The sequence below is a fragment of the Stenotrophomonas sp. YJH_SMC_53 genome (genome assembly GCF_059369995.1).
Map to the genome: position 1 here is coordinate 97,400 of NZ_JCAFTF010000007.1, position 17,907 is coordinate 115,306.

A 17,907-nucleotide genomic window follows, 5' to 3' on the forward strand; every position below is an offset into this window, starting at 1 on the left:
CGCCATCGTCGGCTGACGGCTTTCCCCGGTGTCGGCTTTCCGACACAATCATGGCTCTTCCCGGGTTATCGTCCCGCGGACATGCACGCCTACGTCTATAAAAGCCAACTCAAGCCGGACACCTACGTCTACGTTCCCCGACGCGATGATTTCAGCGCGCTGCCCGCGCCGCTGCTCACCTCGCTGGGGACGCTCGCCTTCGTGCTGGAGGTGGTCCTGGATGCCCAGCGCCGCCTGGCGCAGGCTGACCCGGAAAAGGTCCGCAGCGAAATGAGCGAGCGCGGGTTCTACCTGCAGGTGCCGCCGACGGTGGCCAGCCTGATGCCGCGCCACTATGACTGACGCCTCCCGTCCGCGCATTCTGTCAATTGCCTTCGCCGCGGGCGCGGTACTGGCGCTGGGCGCCGCCGTGGGCGGCGTTCCGGGTGCGGTCCTTGCCGCACTGGCGCAGCCCGCGTTCGCGTTGGCGATATCGTGGTGGCGCCGCAGCCGCGCGCTGCTGCCGCTGAAGGTGGTCGCACGCCAGGACCTGCCGGCGCTGCTGGCATTGTGGGCAGCCGCCCCGCTGTTGCTGGCGCTGCTGCTGGCCTGGCCGCTCGCAGCGCTGCGTGACAGCGGCAGCCTGGCGGCAGTGCTTGGCCTGAGCGTACTGGTCAGTGCCGGCCTGCTGGCGGCCTGGCGCACCTGGCCATTGTGGAACGATGTCGAACGCCTGGATGGCAGCCTGGCCCAGCACTGGCAGGCGCTGGCGGGGCGCGACCTGACTGCTTGGCGTGGCCTCGGCGTGGCCGCGCTGGTCATTGCGCTGGCCGCGCTGGTGGTGCTGCCGGCCTGGCCGGGCCTGTTGCCGGAAAGCGCGCGCTGGCCCGCCGCGCTGGCGGTCGTACTGCTGTCGCCGGTGCTGCACCTGCTGCTGCAGCGGGTCGCGCCTGCGCCGCTGGTGTCGTTGCGCTCCAGCCCGTTGGTGGCGTCCAGCGCTGAACCCGAACCGATGTTCGCAGCGGCGGCCGACGCCCTGCCGCTGGAGGCGATGGCGCCGCAGGAACTGACACCGGCGCTGTATGAAGCCGCCCGCCAGGGCCGCATCGACCGGGGCCTGCAGCTGCTGCAGGCCGGTGCCGATCCGTATGCGCTGCCGGACCCGAACTGGCGTGACCAGCGCAGCCTGGCGGTGCTGGCCGCGGTGCTGCCGGACCTGCGCCTGCTGCGCGAACTGATTGCCCGCGGCGTCGATGTGAATGCGCCGCACCGGGGCATGACCCCGCTGCTGGCGGCGACCCGCGACAGCTGGCATGGCCGCCCCGAAGCGGTGATGACCCTGCTCGCCAACGGCGCCGACTCGCGTGCCACCGACAGTGATGGCAACACCCCGCTGCACCATGCCGCACGCAGTTCCGACCCGGGGGTGGCCGCGCTGCTGCGCGATGCCGCTGCCGAAGTCGATGCGCTGAACCGTGATGGCTGGTCGCCGCTGGCGGTGGCCTGCCAGGTGGGCAACTGGCGTCTGGCCCGCTTCCTGCTCGAACGCGGTGCACGCTGCGAACCGGCCGATGGCACCCCGGTGCTGCTGGCCGCCGCCGCCACCGAGGATGACGATCCGGCGGGCGTGCAGCTGCTGCTCAAGCACAAGGCACGGGCCGACGCCCGCGATCGCCAGCGCCGCAGTGCGTTGCATGAGGCGGCCCTGGCCGGCCATGTCGAGATCATCGGCGTGCTGCTCGGCGCGGGCGCCAATCTGGAGGCGCGCGATGCACTGGGGCGTACGCCGTGGCTGGAAGCGGCCCGTGCCGGTCGCGCCGCCGTGATCGAGCACCTGCTGCCGCACAAGCCGGACCTGGTCGCGGTGGACGGCGAAGGCCGCAATGCGGTGCAGCTGGCGGCGATGGCCGAGGATGTCTCGCCGCTGCTGATCAAGCGCCTGGTCGAACTGGGCATCGCGGCCGATGCCACCGATCCGGTCGGCCGCCGTGCGGTGGACTACGCCGCCGAGGCCGGCCGCTGGGCGATCGTAGCCCTGCTGGACCCGTCCTATCCGTTGCCGGCTGCGGTCAGTGATGGCCTGGCCGATCGTGGCGAAGCAGCCAGTGCCAGCGGCCTGCTGCCGGACCGACCGCCGCTGACCCTGCTGCGCGAGGCCCTGGGCTTCGGCAACACCGACGGCATGGCGGCGCTGGCCAGGCTGTGCCAACCGGAGGAACTGGGCGGGCTGCTGCTCGATCCGGAGTTGGCGCTGGAACCGCGTGCGGTGGACTGGCTGCTGGGCCACGGCGCCGATCCCTATGTGCGTGATGCCTGCTCCGATACGCCGATGTTCGCGCTGTTGTCGCGCGGCATCGATGCGGTGCCGGCGTTGCAGGTGATGCTGCAGCGTGGCCTGTCGCCGGCCGGCCGCGGTGGCCTGGCGCGCTTCCTTGCTGCCTGCGCACAGCACGACCAGGCCGCGCGTGGCCTGGAACAGCTGGCACTGGAACTGCTTGAGCGTGGCGCCGATCCGTTCGCCGCCTCCCCGGCGGGCGATCCGCCGCTGTCGCTGGCGGTGCGCCTGGGGTGGCTGCGGCTGCAGCAGGCCCTGCTCAAGGCCGGCGTTGATCGCGAAGCACGCGACAGCCACGGCATGACCGCACTGCACCTGGCCACCGCATTGGCCCGCGAAGGCGCGCTTAAGCTGCTGGTGCAGCATGGTGCCTCGCCGGAAGCACGTGCCGCCGACGGCCAGACACCGCTGGGCGTGGCGCTGTCGATCGGTCGCCGCGATCTGGCCGACTGGCTCGATTGGCGGGTGTGGCCGTTGCCGCGCCGCACCCTGCGCGAGGCCGATCTGCCGGCCGCCGCAATGGCCGGTGACGTCGATGCAGTGCGCCGCCTGATCGATCTGGGCTTCGCCGTCGACGCCGTCGACGCACAGGGCTGCACCGCGCTGCTGCGTGCTGCCGGTGGCGGCCACCTGGCGGTAACCGACCTGCTGCTGGCGCGCGGCGCCGATCCGCAGCACGCGGCGGCCAGTGGCGCGACGCCGCTGTCGGCGGCGGTCAGCATGCGCCAGGTGGACATCGTTTCGGCCCTGCTCGACGCTGGCGCCAAGCTGGAACACCGCCTGCCGGGTGGCGTGACGGTGCTGATGCTGGCTTCCGCGCTGGGCCTTCCGGACATCGTCGCGCGCCTGCTCACGGCGGGTGCCGACGTGCATGCCGGTGACGCGCAGCAGCTGGGTCCGCTGCACTGTGCCGCGCTGTACGGTTTCAGTGCCCGCGACCGCTCGCGCCTGCTGGCGCTGCTCGACACCCTGCTGCTGGCCGGTGCCGAACCGGACCAGGCCGCCGCTGGTTCTGTCACGCCGCTGCTGCTGCTGCTGGGCGCGCGCGCCGAGCCGGGTACCGCCTGCGACGAGCAGGTGGTGATGGCCGCAGTGGAGCGCCTGCTGGACGAGGACGTAAGCCTGGACGTACGCGACCCGCGTGGCTTCGGCCCGCTGCATCTGGCCGCGCTGCATGGCCTGCCGCTGCTGGTGCAGCGCCTGCTGCGCGCCGGCGCCGATCCTGAAGCGCGCGACAGCCTCAACCGCAGCCCGCGCGAGATCGCGGTGATGCGTGGCTTCATCGACGTGGCCGGCGAGTTCGAGCCGCGCGTGCCGGGCGTTTCCTCGATGGCGCGGTTCCTGCGCGACAACGGCTGATCGGGACTCGGTAGATCCACGCCATGCGTGGATGATCGTGCCCGGAAGCCAAAGCATCCACGCATGGCGTGGATCTACTGCCGGAATCCGCAACCTCAATCTGTGGTGGGTGCCGACCGTTGGTCGGCACGCCTATTTGTCGTCGCTCTCCGCGTCGGCCTCGAACAGGTGCATAAGGTCATTGCGCGCATCACGCGAGGTCTGGATCACCGCGGCCTCGTCGTCGTACACCAGGTACTGGTCACGCAGCAGCTGCTCATCATGCTCACGGAAGCGCTGCACATGGCGTTCGGCCACGTCTGGGGCCACGCCCAGCGCCGTCAGCACGCGCCCGCTCATCTCCAGGCTGGTGCCGAACACTTCGCGGAACGGCTCGGCCGACATGTCCATCAGGCGCCATGCATGCTGGCGGTTGCGCGCTCGCGCCAGCACTTTCGCGTCCGGGTACAGCCGGCGCACCATGCGCACCGCGCGCAGGTTGGTCTCCGGGTCGTCCACGGTGATGACGAACACATCGATGTGCTCGCCACCCGCTGCACGCAGCATCTCCGGGCGGGTCGGGTCGCCGTAGTACAGCTGGTTGCCGAAGCGGCGCAGGTCGGCCACCGTGTCCGGGTTCGCCTCCAGCGCCACGAACGGCACCTTCTGTGCGGTCAGCAGGCGTGCGATCACCTGGCCGAAGCGGCCCATGCCGGCGATCAGCACCTTGGGCCGGTTGTCCGGTGCCACCTTGTCGGCCTCTGCGGTCCCGCGCGGTGGAGCCTTCTCCTGGCCGAGCAGCTTGAGCAGCGCGATCATCAGCAGTGGCGTGATCGCCATCGACAGGCCGACGATCGCCACCAGCCGATCGTGATTGGCGTTGCCCAGCAGGTGCGCGCGCTGCGCTTCGTTGAACACCACGAAGGCGAACTCGCCCCCCAGCCACAGCACGCTGCCCAGCAGCAGCGACTGCCGCGGACTGAGCTTTGCAATACGGCCAATCACATACAGCAGGCTGAACTTGACCACCAGCAGGATCGCCACGCCGGCCGCGATCAGCCACGGCTCTGCGGCGATGCGGTCGAGATCGATGCCCATGCCCACCGCGATGAAGAACAGCCCCAGCAGCAGGCCCTTGAACGGCTCGATCTGCGCTTCCAGTTCGTGCCGGAACTCCGAATCGGACAGCAGCACCCCGGCCAGGAACGCGCCCAGGCTGGGGCTGAGGCCCGCTTCCTGCATGAACCAGGCAGTGCCCAGCACCACCAGCAGGGCGGTGGCGGTGAACACTTCCGGGCTGCGGGTGCGCGCGATGATGCTGAACACCTTGCGCAGCACCGGTCGCCCGCACAGGATCACCACGGCCAGCGCGCCGAGGGCCACGGCGGCGTCTTCCCAGCGCAGGGTCTCGTTCTTCGCCCCGCCCAGCAGCGGGATGGCCGCCAGCAGCGGGATCGCGATCAGGTCCTGGAACAGCAGGATGGCAAAACCCAGCCGGCCATGGTCGCTGTTGATCGCCTTGTGCTCGGACAGCAGCTGCAGGCCTACCGCGGTGGATGACAGCGCCAGCGCAACACCGACCACCAGCGCGCTCTTCCACTGGAAGTGGTCGAGCAGCAGCAGGCCGCCCAGCACCAGCCCGGACATCGCCACCTGCGCCGCGCCCGCGCCGAACACCGAGCGCCGCATCACCTTCAGGCGTGCCGGCGACAGCTCCAGGCCGATCACGAACAGCAGCATCACCACGCCGATCTCGGCCGCGCCGAGGATGCGGTCGGCGTCCTGCACGAAGCCCAGCCCGTCCGGGCCCAGCACCACGCCGGCCGCCAGGTAGCCCAGCACCGCGCCGAAGCCGAACTTCTTGAACACCGGCACGGCAATGACCGCCGCCAGCAGCAGCACCAGGGCCAGTTCCAGACCGCCGCTATGCATGGGAATACCTGGTCATCGGGGAAGCCCGCAGTGCGTCCGTTCGGGTGGGGAAAACGTGGCGAGCGCCACCCGGCCATTATGCGCGCCGGTTGGTGTATGCACGAGAACAACCGGCCGGCAGGCGCCCGGCGCAGGGATGCCGGGTTGACCTGCATGGCCCGCGGGTCCAGACTGCCCGCCGCTGGCGGCGCACCGCCGGCACGCGCATTCCGGAGTCCCCAACCCATGTCCAGCGACAGTAGAAGTCGACCTCGTTCGACGCCAGCGATGGCCACCGCCTGACATCGGGACGGTTTGCCTGCGTTGGCGTTGCGCGAGGTCGCACCCCCACAAGGCAAAACCGATGAACCAGAAGCAATTGCTGCGCCCGGTGGCCGATGCCGCCGCATTGGCCGCACCGCTGGCGAACTACAACACCGCCGATGCGGTGGAATTCCTCAACACATTGGAACTGGCCCGCGCCGCGGAAACGCTGGCCGCGCTGCCGTTGCCGCGTGCAGTGAAGATGCTGGAAGCGCCGGAGCTGCACCGCAGCGGTGAGCTGGTGGCCGCGCTGCCGCCGGCACGCGCCGCTGCCCTGCTCGGGCTGATGGCTGACGACCGCGCCACCGACATCGTCCACGAGCTGGATGAGGAAGAACGCGCGCGGCTGATCCCGCTGCTGGGCACCGACGCCCGCCAGGTCATCCAGAAGCTGCTGAGCTACCCGCCGAACACCGCCGGCGCGCTGATGACCACCGAATACGTGGCGGTGCCCGCCAGCTGGACCGTGGCGCAGACCCTGCAGCACATCCGCCAGGTCGAGCGCACGCGTGAAACGGTGTACGCGATCTACGTGCTGGACCCGGCCAGCCAGCAGCTGCAGCAGGTGGTGACCATGCGCCGGCTGATCACCGGCCTGCCCGAGGAATCGATCCTGGACGTGGCCCAGGTCAATCCGCCGGTGACGGTGGACGCGCTGATGGACCAGGAAGAAGTCGCGCGTCTGATCCGCCGCCACGACCTGTTGGCGATTCCGGTGGTCGACGCGCAGCAGCAGATGCTCGGCATCGTCACCGTGGACGACGTGCTCGATGCGCTGATCGAGGAATCGACCGAGGACGCGCACAAGTTCGGCGGCATGGAAGCGCTGGACAAGCCCTATATGCAGATCGGCTTCTTCGAGATGCTGCGCAAGCGTGCCGGCTGGCTGAGCGTGCTGTTCCTGGGCGAGATGCTGACGGCCAGTGCGATGCAGCACTACGAGGACGAACTGGCGCGCGCGGTGGTGCTGACCCTGTTCATCCCGTTGATCATGAGTTCGGGCGGAAATTCCGGCTCCCAGGCCACCTCGCTGTTGATCCGGAGCCTGGCGCTGCGCGAACTGCGCCTGCGCGACTGGTGGAAGGTGGCCATCCGCGAGATCCCGACCGGCATGGTGCTGGGTGCCATCCTCGGCTGCCTGGCGATCGTGCGCATCGTGATCTGGCAGCTGGGTGGCCTGCATGACTACGGCGAGCACTGGATCCTGCTGGCGATCACCATCGGCGCCGCGCTGGTCGGCATCGTCACCTTTGGTTCGCTGTCCGGCTCGATGCTGCCCTTCGTCCTGAAGCGCCTCGGCTTCGACCCGGCCAGCGCCTCGGCCCCGTTCGTGGCCACCCTGGTGGATGTGACCGGCCTGGTGATCTATTTCAGCATCGCCGCGCTGATCCTGCACGGCACGCTGCTGTAACAAAAAAGGGGACGGAGGGGATTAAGTCGTTTGTGCACAAACGACTTAATCCCCTCCGTCCCCTTTTTTGGGTACCGTAGGCGCATGAGTACCTACCACCTGCAGTCCGTATTCCGTCCGCAGTCGGTCGCGGTGATCGGCGGCAGCCCGCGTGAGCGTTCGGCCGGCCGCGCAGTGATGCGCAACCTGCGCGGCACCGGCTTCCCCGGCAAGGTGGCGTGGATCAACCCGCGGCACGCCGAGATCGATGGCATCCGCACGGTCAAGCGCTTGAAGGACCTGGACTGGGTACCCGACCTGGTGGTGATCACCGCGCCGGCGGCGATCGTGCCGCAAGTGGTGCGTACAGCTGCAGAGCGTGGCGTGCAGGCGGCGATCATCCTCACCGCGCACCTGGGCGAAGGCCCGGGTTCGTTGTCCGCACAGGTAGAGGCGGTGGCGCGCAAGCATGGCCTGCGCATCCTCGGGCCGCATTGCCTGGGCGTCATCGCGCCGCACGCGCGACTCAATGCCAGCATCGCCGCGCACTTCCCGCAGGCCGGCGACCTCGCGCTGATCTCCGAATCCTCGGCCATTGCCGCCGCGCTGGTGGAGTGGGGCGTGGCGCGCTCGGTGGGCTTCTCCGCCGTGGTTTCGCTGGGCGACACGATGGACGTCGACTTCGGCGACCTGCTCGACTACTTCGCCACGGACTACCGCACCCGCGCCATCCTGCTGTATGTCGAGCAGATCAAGGACGCGCGCAAGTTCATGTCGGCCGCGCGTGCCGCCGCCCGCGCCAAGCCGGTGGTGGTGGTGAAGTCCGGTCGCGCCGAGCGCGTGCAGCCGGGCAGCCGCGATACCCATGTGCAGGCCCTGGCGCGTGCCGATGATGTGTATGGTGCGGCCTTCAATCGTGCCGGCCTGCTGCGCGTGGGTGCGCTGGACGAACTGTTCACTGCTGCCGAATCGCTGGGGCGGCTGGGCACCTTTCCCGGTCGCCGCCTGGCCATTCTCAGCAATGGCGGCGGTGTCGGCCGCCTGGCCGTGGACCAACTGATCGCGCTGCGTGGCACGCTGGCCACCCTTTCCGACAGCACGGTGGAGAAGCTCGATGCGGTGCTGCCGCAGGGCTGGTCGCGCAGCAATCCGGTGGACATCGTGGTCGACGCCGATGGTGACCGCTATGCGTCGGCCATCGAAGCACTGCTGGCCGACAACGAGAACGATGCGGTGATGGTGGTCAACGTGCCAACCGCGTTTACCTCGTCCGCCGACGCGGCGCAGGCCCTCACCCGCACGCTCGGCCTGCGCCCGCGCCATCATCGCGACAAGCCGGTGTTCGCCGTGTGGCTGGGCAACGACGACCAGGCCACCGCCACGCTCAACGCAGCACGAGTGCCGACCTATCCGACCGAGGCCGAAGCGGTACGGGGCTTCCAGCACCTGGTGCGCTACCGCGAAGCGCAGAACGCGTTGATGGAAACGCCGCCCAGCCTGCCGCAGGACTTCAGCGTCGACACGGCCACCGCGCGCGCACTGGTCGATGCCGCGCTGGCCAACGGCCAGCAGTGGCTGGACCCGCTGGCCACGCACGAGCTGCTCAAGGCCTACGGCATCCCGTCCGCGCCGGTGATGCATGCGCGCGATGCGCATGAGGCGATGGACCTGGCGCAGCCACTGCTCGAACGCGGTGCGTCCGTAGCGCTGAAGATCCTGTCGCCGGACATTCCGCACAAGTCCGAAGTGGACGGCGTGCGCCTGAATCTGTCCACGCTGCCGGCGGTGCAGAGCGCGGCCAACGCGATCCTGTCGCGTGCGCGACAGCTGCGGCCGGATGCGCGCATCGATGGCCTGCTGGTACAGCCGACCATCGTCCGCCCGAAGGCGCGCGAACTGATTGTCGGCATCGCCGATGACGCGACGTTCGGCCCGGTGATCGTGGTCGGACGTGGCGGAACCGCCGTCGAAGTGATCAACGACAAGGCGCTGGCCCTGCCGCCGCTGGACCTGCGCCTGGCCCACGAGCTGATCGGCCAGACCCGCGCTTCACGCATCCTCAAGGCCTACGGCGATGTGCCCGCCGCCGACGAGCGCGCACTGGCGCTGGCACTGGTCAAGCTGGCACAGCTGGCCGCCGACATTCCCGAAGTGCGTACGCTGGACATCAACCCGCTGCTGGTCGACGGCAAGGGCATCCTCGCCCTCGACGCGCGCGTGGCAGTGGCACCGTCGCGCATCCTGCACAAGGGCCGCGGGCATCCGCGCTTCTCGGTGTTCCCGTACCCGAAGGAGTGGGAGCGCACCATCGAACTGTCCGATGGCGGCCGCGCGTTCGTCCGCCCGGTGCGGCCGGAAGACGATGCGCTGTTCCGCGCGTTCTTCGCCCGCGTCAGCGACGAAGACCTGCGCCTGCGCTTCTTCCAGTCGGTGAAGCACTTCAGCCACGAATTCATCGCGCGCCTGACCCAGCTCGACTACGCGCGCTCGATCGCGCTGGTAGCGATCGAACCGCGCAGCGGCGAGATGCTGGGCGCAGTGCGCCTGCACGCCGATGCCGATTACCACCGTGGCGAGTACGGCATCCTGATCCGCTCGGACCTGAAGGGCCACGGCATCGGCTGGCGGCTGATGGCGATCATGATCGAGTACGCGAAGTGGCTGGGCCTGGACGTGGTCGAAGGCCAGGTGCTGCGCGAAAACAGCACCATGCTGGCGATGTGCCAGAGCCTGGGATTCAAGACCAGGCTGGACCCGGACGACCCGACGGTGATGATGGTGACCTTGCCGGTGCAGCAGGTCGAGGTGCCTGACGTGCCGCCGGTGGCGTAATTCCTGTAGAGCCGAGCCTACGCTCGGCTGCCTAGCATCATACGGGCACGCCTGAGCCGAGCATGGGCTCGGCTCTACAGCTTCAACGCGCGGGTTCCACCACCACCGCCGTGCCATAGCACAGCACTTCGGTCAGCCCGGTCATCACATCGGTGGCGTCGTAGCGCATGCCGATGATCGCGTTGGCACCCAGCTGCCGCGCGTGCTTGACCATGTCGCGGTAGGTTTCCTCGCGAGCCTGTTCGCACAGCTCGGTGTAGATGGTGATGTTGCCACCGAAGAGCGTCTGGATGCCGCCCAGGAAGTTGCCGACGATCGAACGTGAGCGCACGGTGATGCCGCGCACCACACCCAGGTTGCGCACGACGCGATGGCCGGGCAGCTCGAAGGCGGTGGTGACCAGCGCATCGTCGAAGCGCAGCGCGGGTGGGGTGGGAGTGCCGCTGTTGTAGGGGTCTGCCATGGTCGTGTCCGTGTCGCTGCCTTCTGTAGAATCGAGCCATGCTCGACAGGCTGTGCTGCAGCCGAGCATGGCGCGACTCTACAACGCAATCGCCCGTTGCGGCATGGTTCCGTCACCGTGCTGGCGCGACAATATCCCCATGACCGACCGTATTCCCCTGTTGCTGCTGCCCGGCCTGCTCAACGACGCCGAGCTGTGGCGCGCGCAGCTGGCCGACCTGGCCGATATCGCCGACTGCACCGTGGGCGACCAGACCGGTGGCGAGACCCTGCAGGCGGTGGCCGAAGACGTGCTGGCGCAGGCACCGGAGCGCTTTGCGCTGGCCGGGTTCTCGCTGGGCGGCTTCGTGGCCCAGCAGATCCTGCGCATTGCGCCGGAGCGGGTGCTGCAGCTGGCGCTGATCGACACCTCGATCCACCCCGACTCACCGGAGCGGGCCGAGCAGCGCCGCAGCCAGCGCGCCAGCGTGCGCCTGCCGGGGAAGTTCCACGGCTTCGGCGATGTGCTGATGCGCAGCTACATCGATGCCTCGCGGCTGGACGACTACGTGCTGGTGCAGCGCGTGCGCGACATGACCACCCGCCTGGGCGCGGAGGTGTTCCTGCGCCAGAGCGCGCTGGAACGCCGTGATGGTCATGATGTGCTGGCCGGTTACCGTGATCCGCTGTTGATCGTGTGTGGCGCCAATGACCGCATTACGCCACTCGCGGTGAGCGAGGAAATGCACGCGTTGGTGCCGCACTCGCAGCTGGTGGTGGTTCCCGATTGCGGGCACCTGGCGCCGATGGAAAAACCGGACGAGGTCAGTGCGGCGATGCGTGGGTGGTTGTTGCAGGCGCGATGCTGACCGGGTCGATGGAGGCATCGTTCCAGCCCATCCGGTTGTAGAGGTGGTAGCGCAGAACGCCGATACGCTCATGCAATATCACTTCGACCAGCAATAGATTGAATGTGGAGGGCAACCACCCCCGGGTGGCACGGAGGCGGTCGCTGGGCAGGCCTTCGGCCACGACGCCGAAGTGACGGAAGTAGATCAAGCTCCGCGTGAGATGCAGGCCCGAGGTGACCAGCACCACCCGCGAACTGTCATATCCGATGATCGCGCTGCTGTTCCTGGCGTTCTCCCAGGTGTTCGCGCTGGTGCGCTCGCGGACGATATGCTCGGTGGGCACGCCCAGTGCCATCAGTTCGCGTGCGTAGACATCGGCCTCAGCGACATCGCCGTTGGCAGTGACGCCTCCGCTGGCAAGCACCGTACAGACCTCCCGCGTGCGATCGCATTCGTGGTAACGCTGTGCAGCCCTCATCAGGCGGCTGTAACCGGCCAGCCCGGGCCTGGGGCCATGGGCATCGTGATCGATTCCGGCACCCAGCAGTACGATCACAGTGCGTGGATGTAGCGCATGTTGAGTGACACGCGGCGTGTCCTGCGCGCGGTCCAGCAGCCATTGCGTGATCGGCGGGCTGGCGCTGGCTGCAATGGCCATGGGAAGCGTCGCCAGAAGTGCAGCGCTGCGCAGGCGGCGTTTCAAGACCAGCACGCTGCATGAAAGCAGCAGGAGAAGCGTCAATGTCAGCATGGTGGTCCATGAGGGAAGTTTGAAAGGATTCCGATGGCGTAGTGCATTCGTTGCCTACATGCTGGGTGCCATGGACCTGAAGCGACTGTCACTCCCGGCCCGATGTGCTGCCATCGTAGGCGGAATCATGCTCGCGGTGGCTGCAGGGCATCTGTTGGGTGGCTGCTTTCCACAGTTGTTCGTACAGATCCATCAGCGGATGCAGTAGCTCGTGGGTCATGCATGCTGACGCCTGAGGTCTCCAGTCAGGCGTAACAGGGCGCAGGAATACATCCATTCAAGTGTTGAATGCGACAGATGGAGGAAGGCGATGCAGAGCTTGAAGTCCCGGGTTGGGCTGCACTCAGGTCCACACGCCATGGACCGGCCTGAGCTTGGGGAACGCTCGATGCTGGGTCTCATTGCGGCAACGTCGCCTCACCAGCTCCCATCATTCACCGCAGCATTGGACGCGGCGATATCGCAGTGGATGAGCATGGCGAAGGAAGAATCCTTCGGTGGCATGGAGCAGGAGCTGGCGCGCCTGCATGCCTTGAAGAGCGTTACCTCGGCGTTGGGCAGCGCCGGAGTTGCGCTGGCCTGCGACGCGTTGAGTGACTGTCTCCGCTCGGGTACAGAAGCGCGCGCTGTGCGGCGGCGGGCATGCGCGTTGGCACTGTCTGCGCAGCGTCTTCTGCATCGTGCGACGACGCATTTCCGGATGGAAGGGGGCTGACGTGCACGAGCCCCGTGTGTCCTCGCAGGCCTCCGCACCGGCAGCATTGCTGCAGGCAGCCCGTGCGCTGGAGATGCACCGCCTGGCCTGGCTTCTGTCGTCCCTGCAGGAGCCACGCGCCAGCGGATTCCGGGTGCTGCTGCAGGCACTGGTGGTGCTATGGTGCTGGCTGTGGGTGGATGGTCCGCAGCCGGTTCTGGCCAATGAGGCGGCCCGTGCGTTGCCGGTGGCCGTTGCACTGCTTGCGGTATCCGTGACATGGGCACTCGTTGCAAGTCTCTGCATGGAGCGCTGCCACCGCTGGTGCGATGGGGTAGGCCTTCTGCTCAGCCTGGCAATGGTTGCGATCCAGGTGAATGCGGCGTTCATCCTGTTGATGACGCTCAATGCAGCCCTGCCTTTCCTCGTGATCTCCGCCACCGCAGTGTATGGCCGCAGGGCAATTGCTCCCGCGATTGCATCGACTGCGCTGGCATTGCTGTGGGCCGCGCCTGAAGGTTACTGGGTCTCTCGGCCCGCCTACCTGGCCTACGCGCTGGCATTGACGGTCCTGTTGCCGCTGGTGGTGGCGTCGCTGGTAGCCGCGATGCGTGACATAGCGCTGCGTGCCATTGCTTCGCGTGAGGCACAGGGCCGATTCGTCAGTACGATGAGCCACGAGCTGCGGACGCCGCTGAACGCCATCATCAGTGGGATCCAGCTGCTGGAAGTGGGGACGGTAAGTGTGGCCCAACGGCATGCACTGGCGACGGTCGCCACGCAGGCGCAGGCGCTCAGGCACCGTATCGATGATGTACTGGACGTGGCCAGTATCGATGGTGGCCGGCTGCAGTTGCGGCTTCATCCTTGTTCGCTGCGTTCGATCATGGAAGGGGTACAGGCGACCTGCATGCCCGCTGCCGCCGACAAGGGCGTACTTCTGCAGCTGGATGGGAGTGAGCCCGATGTCTGGATGCTGGCAGACGGCGGCCGTATCGAACAGGTGGTGACCAATCTCGTCTGCAACGCCATCAAGTTCAGCCCTATGGCGGGCGAGGTATCGGTATCCATCAATGCTGCCCGGTCAGGTGACGACTGGCAGGTTCAGATCGAGGTCTGCGATTCCGGCTTGGGGATCGAAGACGCGGATCTGGAGATGATCTTCTCGCCGTTCGTACAGCTCAGCCAAGGAGAGGCACGCTGCGAGCAGGGTGTCGGGCTGGGGCTGTACATCGTTCGGCTGATTTCCGATGCCATGGGCGGAACGATAAGCGTGGGCCGCAGCGAAGCAGGCGGTGCCTCGTTCGTGTGGCGCTTCACCGTGGCCTCCACCTTGGAGGTGGACTCTCCTCCTTCCCTTGATCAGCTTCTTCAGTCACATGCAGCATCGGTTCGACCGCTGCACTGCCTGCTGTTCGAGGACGTGGAAACCAACCGTGAGGTGGTGGAGCGCCTGCTGCAGAGCGCCGGCCATCGCCTCAGCTCCCGCCATGATGGCCACGATGCGCGGAAAGTGATCATGGCGCTCGGACCTGATGTGATGCTGCTGGATCTGCACATGCCGGGCTGCAGCGGATGGGAGGTGCTGGAGTCGGTAGCCAGGGACCCCGGCGCGCCACCGGTTCTTGTAATGAGCGCGGATACGCGGGTACAGGTGATTGAAAGAGCCCGCGCGCTGGGGGCTGCCGGTTTTCTATGCAAGCCACTGGACATCCACGACGTGCTGGATATGTTGCGCGGTGTTGCCGAGCGCTGACCGACCGGTAGGTGCCGACCTTGGTCGGCACGGTGTTTCATCGATCGATCAGACGTCTGCGCCGACCAGGGTCGGCGTCTACCAGAGCGGTTGCGCGCCGTCTTGGAATCAATCCCAGGCCGGGGCGATGCCTTCCGGGTTGGCCAGGCGATGGCCGCGGTCAAGCTTGGCGATCTGTGCCATGTCTTCGTCGGTCAGGCGGATCGCTGCTGCCTCCAGGTTGCTGGCCAGGTTCTCGCGCTTGGTCGAGGACGGAATGACCGAGAAGCCCTGCTGCAGCGCCCAGGCCAGCGCGATCTGCGCCGGCGTGGCCTGGTGGCGGCCGGCAATGGCCTGGATCACCGGGTCCTTGATTACCTCGCCATAGGCCAGGCTCATGTAGGCGGTGATGTGGATGCCGTTGTCCTGCAGGAATTTCACCAGCAGGCGATTCTGCAGGTACGGGTGGATCTCGATCTGGTTGGTGGCGATGGCGCCGTCACCCAGGATGCCGATCGCCTTGCGGGTCTGCGCGATGGTGAAGTTGGAGATGCCGATCTCCTTCGTCAGGCCCTGTGCCTTGGCCTCGGCCAGTGCGGTCAGGTACTCCTCCATCGGCACGTCGACCTTGCCGTTCGGCGACGGCCAGTGGATCAGCGTCAGGTCCACATGATCGGTACGCAGCTTTTCCAGGCTGGTACGCAGGCTGGCCAGCAGCGCTTCGCGCTTGAACGCGGTGATCCAGACCTTGGTGGTCAGGTAGATCGCTTCGCGCGGCACGCCGGAGTCGGCGATGGCCTGGCCGACCTCGGCTTCATTGCCGTAGATCTGCGCGGTATCGATGGCGCGGTAGCCGGCATCCAGCGCGTTGCGCACGGAGTCGATCACGGTCTGGTCTTTCAGGCGGAAGGTGCCGAGACCGAAGGCGGGGACTGTCATGAGGGGCTCCAGCAGGGGGGAGGGAGACGGGAATATCCACGAAAGGGTAGGCCAGCACCCGTGTGCATGCCGGCAACGGTGCATTGCACCACCGTGTACGACCACGAGGCCGCTGCGGGCCGCGGTGTGTGCGGACCGGTTTGTGGGTGCGGACCATTGGTCCGCACGGATTCCTGCCATCGCCCGACCAACGGCCGGGCGCCACCCGTGCGGCGGTGGATGCTGCCGGCCGCTGGCCGGCAACCGGATCACTCAGGCCGCGCGCGCCAACGCGTCCTTCGCTGTCGCCGTGGCCGACAGGTCGAACACATCCACCGCATCGATCAACCGGTTCGCCTGCTGTTCCAGGCTGCGCGCCGCGGCGCTGGCTTCTTCCACTAGCGCGGCGTTCTGCTGGGTGGTGCCGTCCATCTGGATCACCGTCTGGCTGACCTGTTCGATGCCTGCGCTCTGCTCCTGCGACGCCGCGGAGATCTCGGCCATGATGTCGGTCACGCGCTGCACCGAGGCGACGATCTCGGCCATGGTGTCACCGGCCTCGCGCACGCGCTGCGCACCCTCACCGACCTGTTCCACCGACGCCTCGATCAGCGATTTGATCTCCTTTGCCGCCGCCGCAGAGCGCTGCGCCAGGGTGCGCACTTCGCTGGCGACAACCGCGAATCCGCGGCCCTGCTCACCGGCGCGTGCCGCTTCCACCGCAGCGTTCAGCGCCAGGATGTTGGTCTGGAAGGCGATGCCATCGATCACGCTGATGATCTCGGCGATCTGCCGCGACGACGTTTCGATCGCACCCATGGTCGCCACCACCTGCCCGACCACGCTGCCACCGTGTGAGGCGACACTCTGTGCACCGATCGCCAGTTGGTTGGCCTGGCGCGCGTGCTCGGCATTCTGGCGCACGGTGGAGGTCAGCTCTTCCATGGATGCCGCGGTCTCTTCCAGATTGGCGGCCTGCTGTTCGGTGCGGCGCGACAGATCATTGTTGCCGGCGGCAATCTCTGCGGCAGCGGTATGGATGTTGCCGGAGGCATGCTTGATGTCGGTGACGATGGTTGCCAGCTGCGCGGCAGTGGTGTTGGCATCGCCGGCGATGCGCGCGAACACGCCCTGGAAATCGCCGTGCATGCGCGCGCCGAGGCGGCCGCCGGCGATGGCACGCAGCATGCTGGAGACCTCGCCCAGGTTCAGCTCGGTAGTCTGCATCAGGCGGTTGAGGCCCTCGACCATCGCATGGAAATCATGCTCGAAGCGCGCACTGTCGCCGCGCTGGCTGAAGTCACCGGCGGCCGCCGCTTCGGCCAGGCGGCGGATTTCGCCGTTGATCGCACCGAGGTTGTGCTTGACCGCATCCAGCGCTTCGGTGATCACTGCCTTCTCGCCGGGCAGGCGTTCCATGTCCTGGCTGAGGTCGCCGACGGCGTAGCGGCCCATGATTGAGATCGCGCGCATCTTCACCCGGATGTGTGCGTCGACCAGCGTGTTGCAGTCGGCCACCATGGTGCCGAACGCGCCGGGGAAGGCAGCGGCGTCCATGCGATGGCTGATGGTGCCGGCCTCGTGCGCCTGGGCCATCGCGGCCTGCGCATCCAGCACGCCGCGCAGCGTGGACTGCAACGCCTGCATCGCCTGGGCGAGGCGTCCGATCTCGTCGCGGCTGCGCACCTGCACCACGTGCTGCAGATCGCCGGCAGCCACTGCGCGTGCAGCGGCTTCCACCGCCAGTACCGGCTGCACCACGGCGCGCCGCAGCCACCAGGCCAGGCCGATCAGCAACAGCACCGCGGCCAGCACCGTCAGTGACGCGCACAGCAGCAGGGTCTGCCGCGCCTGCTGCGCACGTGCCGCCAGCGCCGCTTCGGCCACCTGCGTGGCATGCGCGCTCAGTGCATCCAGAGCGGTCGCCACCGCGCGATCCTTGCCGCGCACCAGGTTGTCGCCGGCGGCCGGATCGTAGCCGGCCGCGGCAAATGCCTGCAGCGCCGCGTGATAGTCCTGCTGCAGCTGCGCGTGCAGGCCAACGAACGCCTGGGCCAGTTCACGCGTGCGCGCGTCCGGGCTGGTCACCAGGCCCTTGGCCAGCCGTTCGACCAGGCGGCCTTCGTTGTCGAAAGCGTCCAGGTGGCGCTGACGCAACGCGTCGTCGTGGCCGCGGAGCAGCACGTTCTTCCATTCCTGCACCTGGCCACGGAACTCACGCTGCAGGCGTTCGGCGTCGCGGCTGTGCGTGACTTCGGGCGGAACCTCGGTGGACAACTTGAACCAGGCGGAGGCCAGGCCAGCCAGCGCGCACAGCAGGACCACGGCCAAGCCAACAGACACCGCGCCGAGCAGCTTGGACTGCAGGCGCGGAGCACGGACAGACGCATTCATGGGGAAGCACTCTC

General features: G+C 67.7%; 12 protein-coding genes. 7 read left to right on the forward strand and 5 right to left on the reverse strand.

The window, feature by feature from the left end:
* The first annotated feature begins 81 nt into the window (after nt 1–81).
* Both AC5P7X_RS12805 and AC5P7X_RS12810 read left to right on the forward strand, forming a co-directional pair.
* Nucleotides 82–342 (forward strand): YcgL domain-containing protein, encoded by a 261-nt coding sequence (locus AC5P7X_RS12805; RefSeq protein ID WP_053498363.1) that lies wholly within the window; start codon nt 82–84, stop codon nt 340–342.
* Nucleotides 335–3,673: an ankyrin repeat domain-containing protein gene (locus AC5P7X_RS12810; protein ID WP_005420279.1), complete on the forward strand. Its 3,339-nt coding sequence runs from the start codon at nt 335–337 to the stop codon at nt 3,671–3,673. Before AC5P7X_RS12805 ends, AC5P7X_RS12810 begins: the two co-directional genes overlap by 8 nt.
* 132 nt (nt 3,674–3,805) lie before the next feature.
* Here the strand turns inward: AC5P7X_RS12810 and AC5P7X_RS12815 are convergent, their stop codons facing one another.
* A complete protein-coding gene (locus AC5P7X_RS12815) occupies nt 3,806–5,584 on the reverse strand; it encodes a monovalent cation:proton antiporter-2 (CPA2) family protein (protein WP_495214939.1) in 1,779 nt (592 codons plus the stop codon).
* A 343-nt stretch (nt 5,585–5,927) separates the two neighbouring features.
* On the opposite strand from AC5P7X_RS12815, the gene mgtE reads away from it, so the two are divergent.
* Both mgtE and AC5P7X_RS12825 read left to right on the forward strand, forming a co-directional pair.
* Nucleotides 5,928–7,298 (forward strand): magnesium transporter, encoded by a 1,371-nt coding sequence (gene mgtE, locus AC5P7X_RS12820; protein WP_005420274.1) that lies wholly within the window; start codon nt 5,928–5,930, stop codon nt 7,296–7,298.
* Between the two features lie 84 nt (nt 7,299–7,382).
* Nucleotides 7,383–10,109, forward strand: a complete 2,727-nt coding sequence (locus tag AC5P7X_RS12825; RefSeq protein ID WP_005420272.1) for a bifunctional acetate--CoA ligase family protein/GNAT family N-acetyltransferase — start codon at nt 7,383–7,385, stop codon at nt 10,107–10,109.
* Nucleotides 10,110–10,191: 82 nt separating this feature from the next.
* Here the strand turns inward: AC5P7X_RS12825 and AC5P7X_RS12830 are convergent, their stop codons facing one another.
* On the reverse strand, nt 10,192–10,572 hold the full coding sequence (locus AC5P7X_RS12830; RefSeq protein WP_053496763.1) for a YbjQ family protein: 381 nt from the start codon (nt 10,570–10,572) through the stop codon (nt 10,192–10,194).
* A 139-nt stretch (nt 10,573–10,711) separates the two neighbouring features.
* On the opposite strand from AC5P7X_RS12830, the gene AC5P7X_RS12835 reads away from it, so the two are divergent.
* The gene (locus tag AC5P7X_RS12835) at nt 10,712–11,419 is read left to right on the forward strand and encodes an alpha/beta fold hydrolase (RefSeq protein ID WP_070489922.1); all 708 of its coding nucleotides are present in this window, start codon (nt 10,712–10,714) and stop codon (nt 11,417–11,419) included.
* On the opposite strand, the gene AC5P7X_RS12840 is transcribed toward AC5P7X_RS12835, so the two are convergent.
* Entirely contained in the window at nt 11,376–12,152 is a 777-nt protein-coding gene (locus AC5P7X_RS12840) for a YdcF family protein (RefSeq protein WP_070489923.1), read from the reverse strand. The genes AC5P7X_RS12835 and AC5P7X_RS12840 overlap by 44 nt on opposite strands.
* Before the next feature lie 358 nt (nt 12,153–12,510).
* Between AC5P7X_RS12840 and AC5P7X_RS12845 the strand changes: the two genes are divergently transcribed.
* The gene (locus tag AC5P7X_RS12845) at nt 12,511–12,867 is read left to right on the forward strand and encodes a hypothetical protein (RefSeq protein WP_229765977.1); all 357 of its coding nucleotides are present in this window, start codon (nt 12,511–12,513) and stop codon (nt 12,865–12,867) included.
* Between the two features lie 16 nt (nt 12,868–12,883).
* The gene (locus AC5P7X_RS12850) at nt 12,884–14,602 is read left to right on the forward strand and encodes an ATP-binding response regulator (RefSeq protein WP_495214941.1); all 1,719 of its coding nucleotides are present in this window, start codon (nt 12,884–12,886) and stop codon (nt 14,600–14,602) included.
* Between the two features lie 108 nt (nt 14,603–14,710).
* On the opposite strand, the gene dkgB is transcribed toward AC5P7X_RS12850, so the two are convergent.
* Together dkgB and AC5P7X_RS12860 are read right to left on the reverse strand one after the other, a co-directional pair.
* Entirely contained in the window at nt 14,711–15,520 is an 810-nt protein-coding gene (gene dkgB / locus AC5P7X_RS12855; protein WP_495214942.1) for a 2,5-didehydrogluconate reductase DkgB, read from the reverse strand.
* Between the two features lie 252 nt (nt 15,521–15,772).
* A complete protein-coding gene (locus tag AC5P7X_RS12860) occupies nt 15,773–17,893 on the reverse strand; it encodes a methyl-accepting chemotaxis protein (RefSeq protein ID WP_005420264.1) in 2,121 nt (706 codons plus the stop codon).
* Nucleotides 17,894–17,907 lie beyond the last annotated feature (14 nt).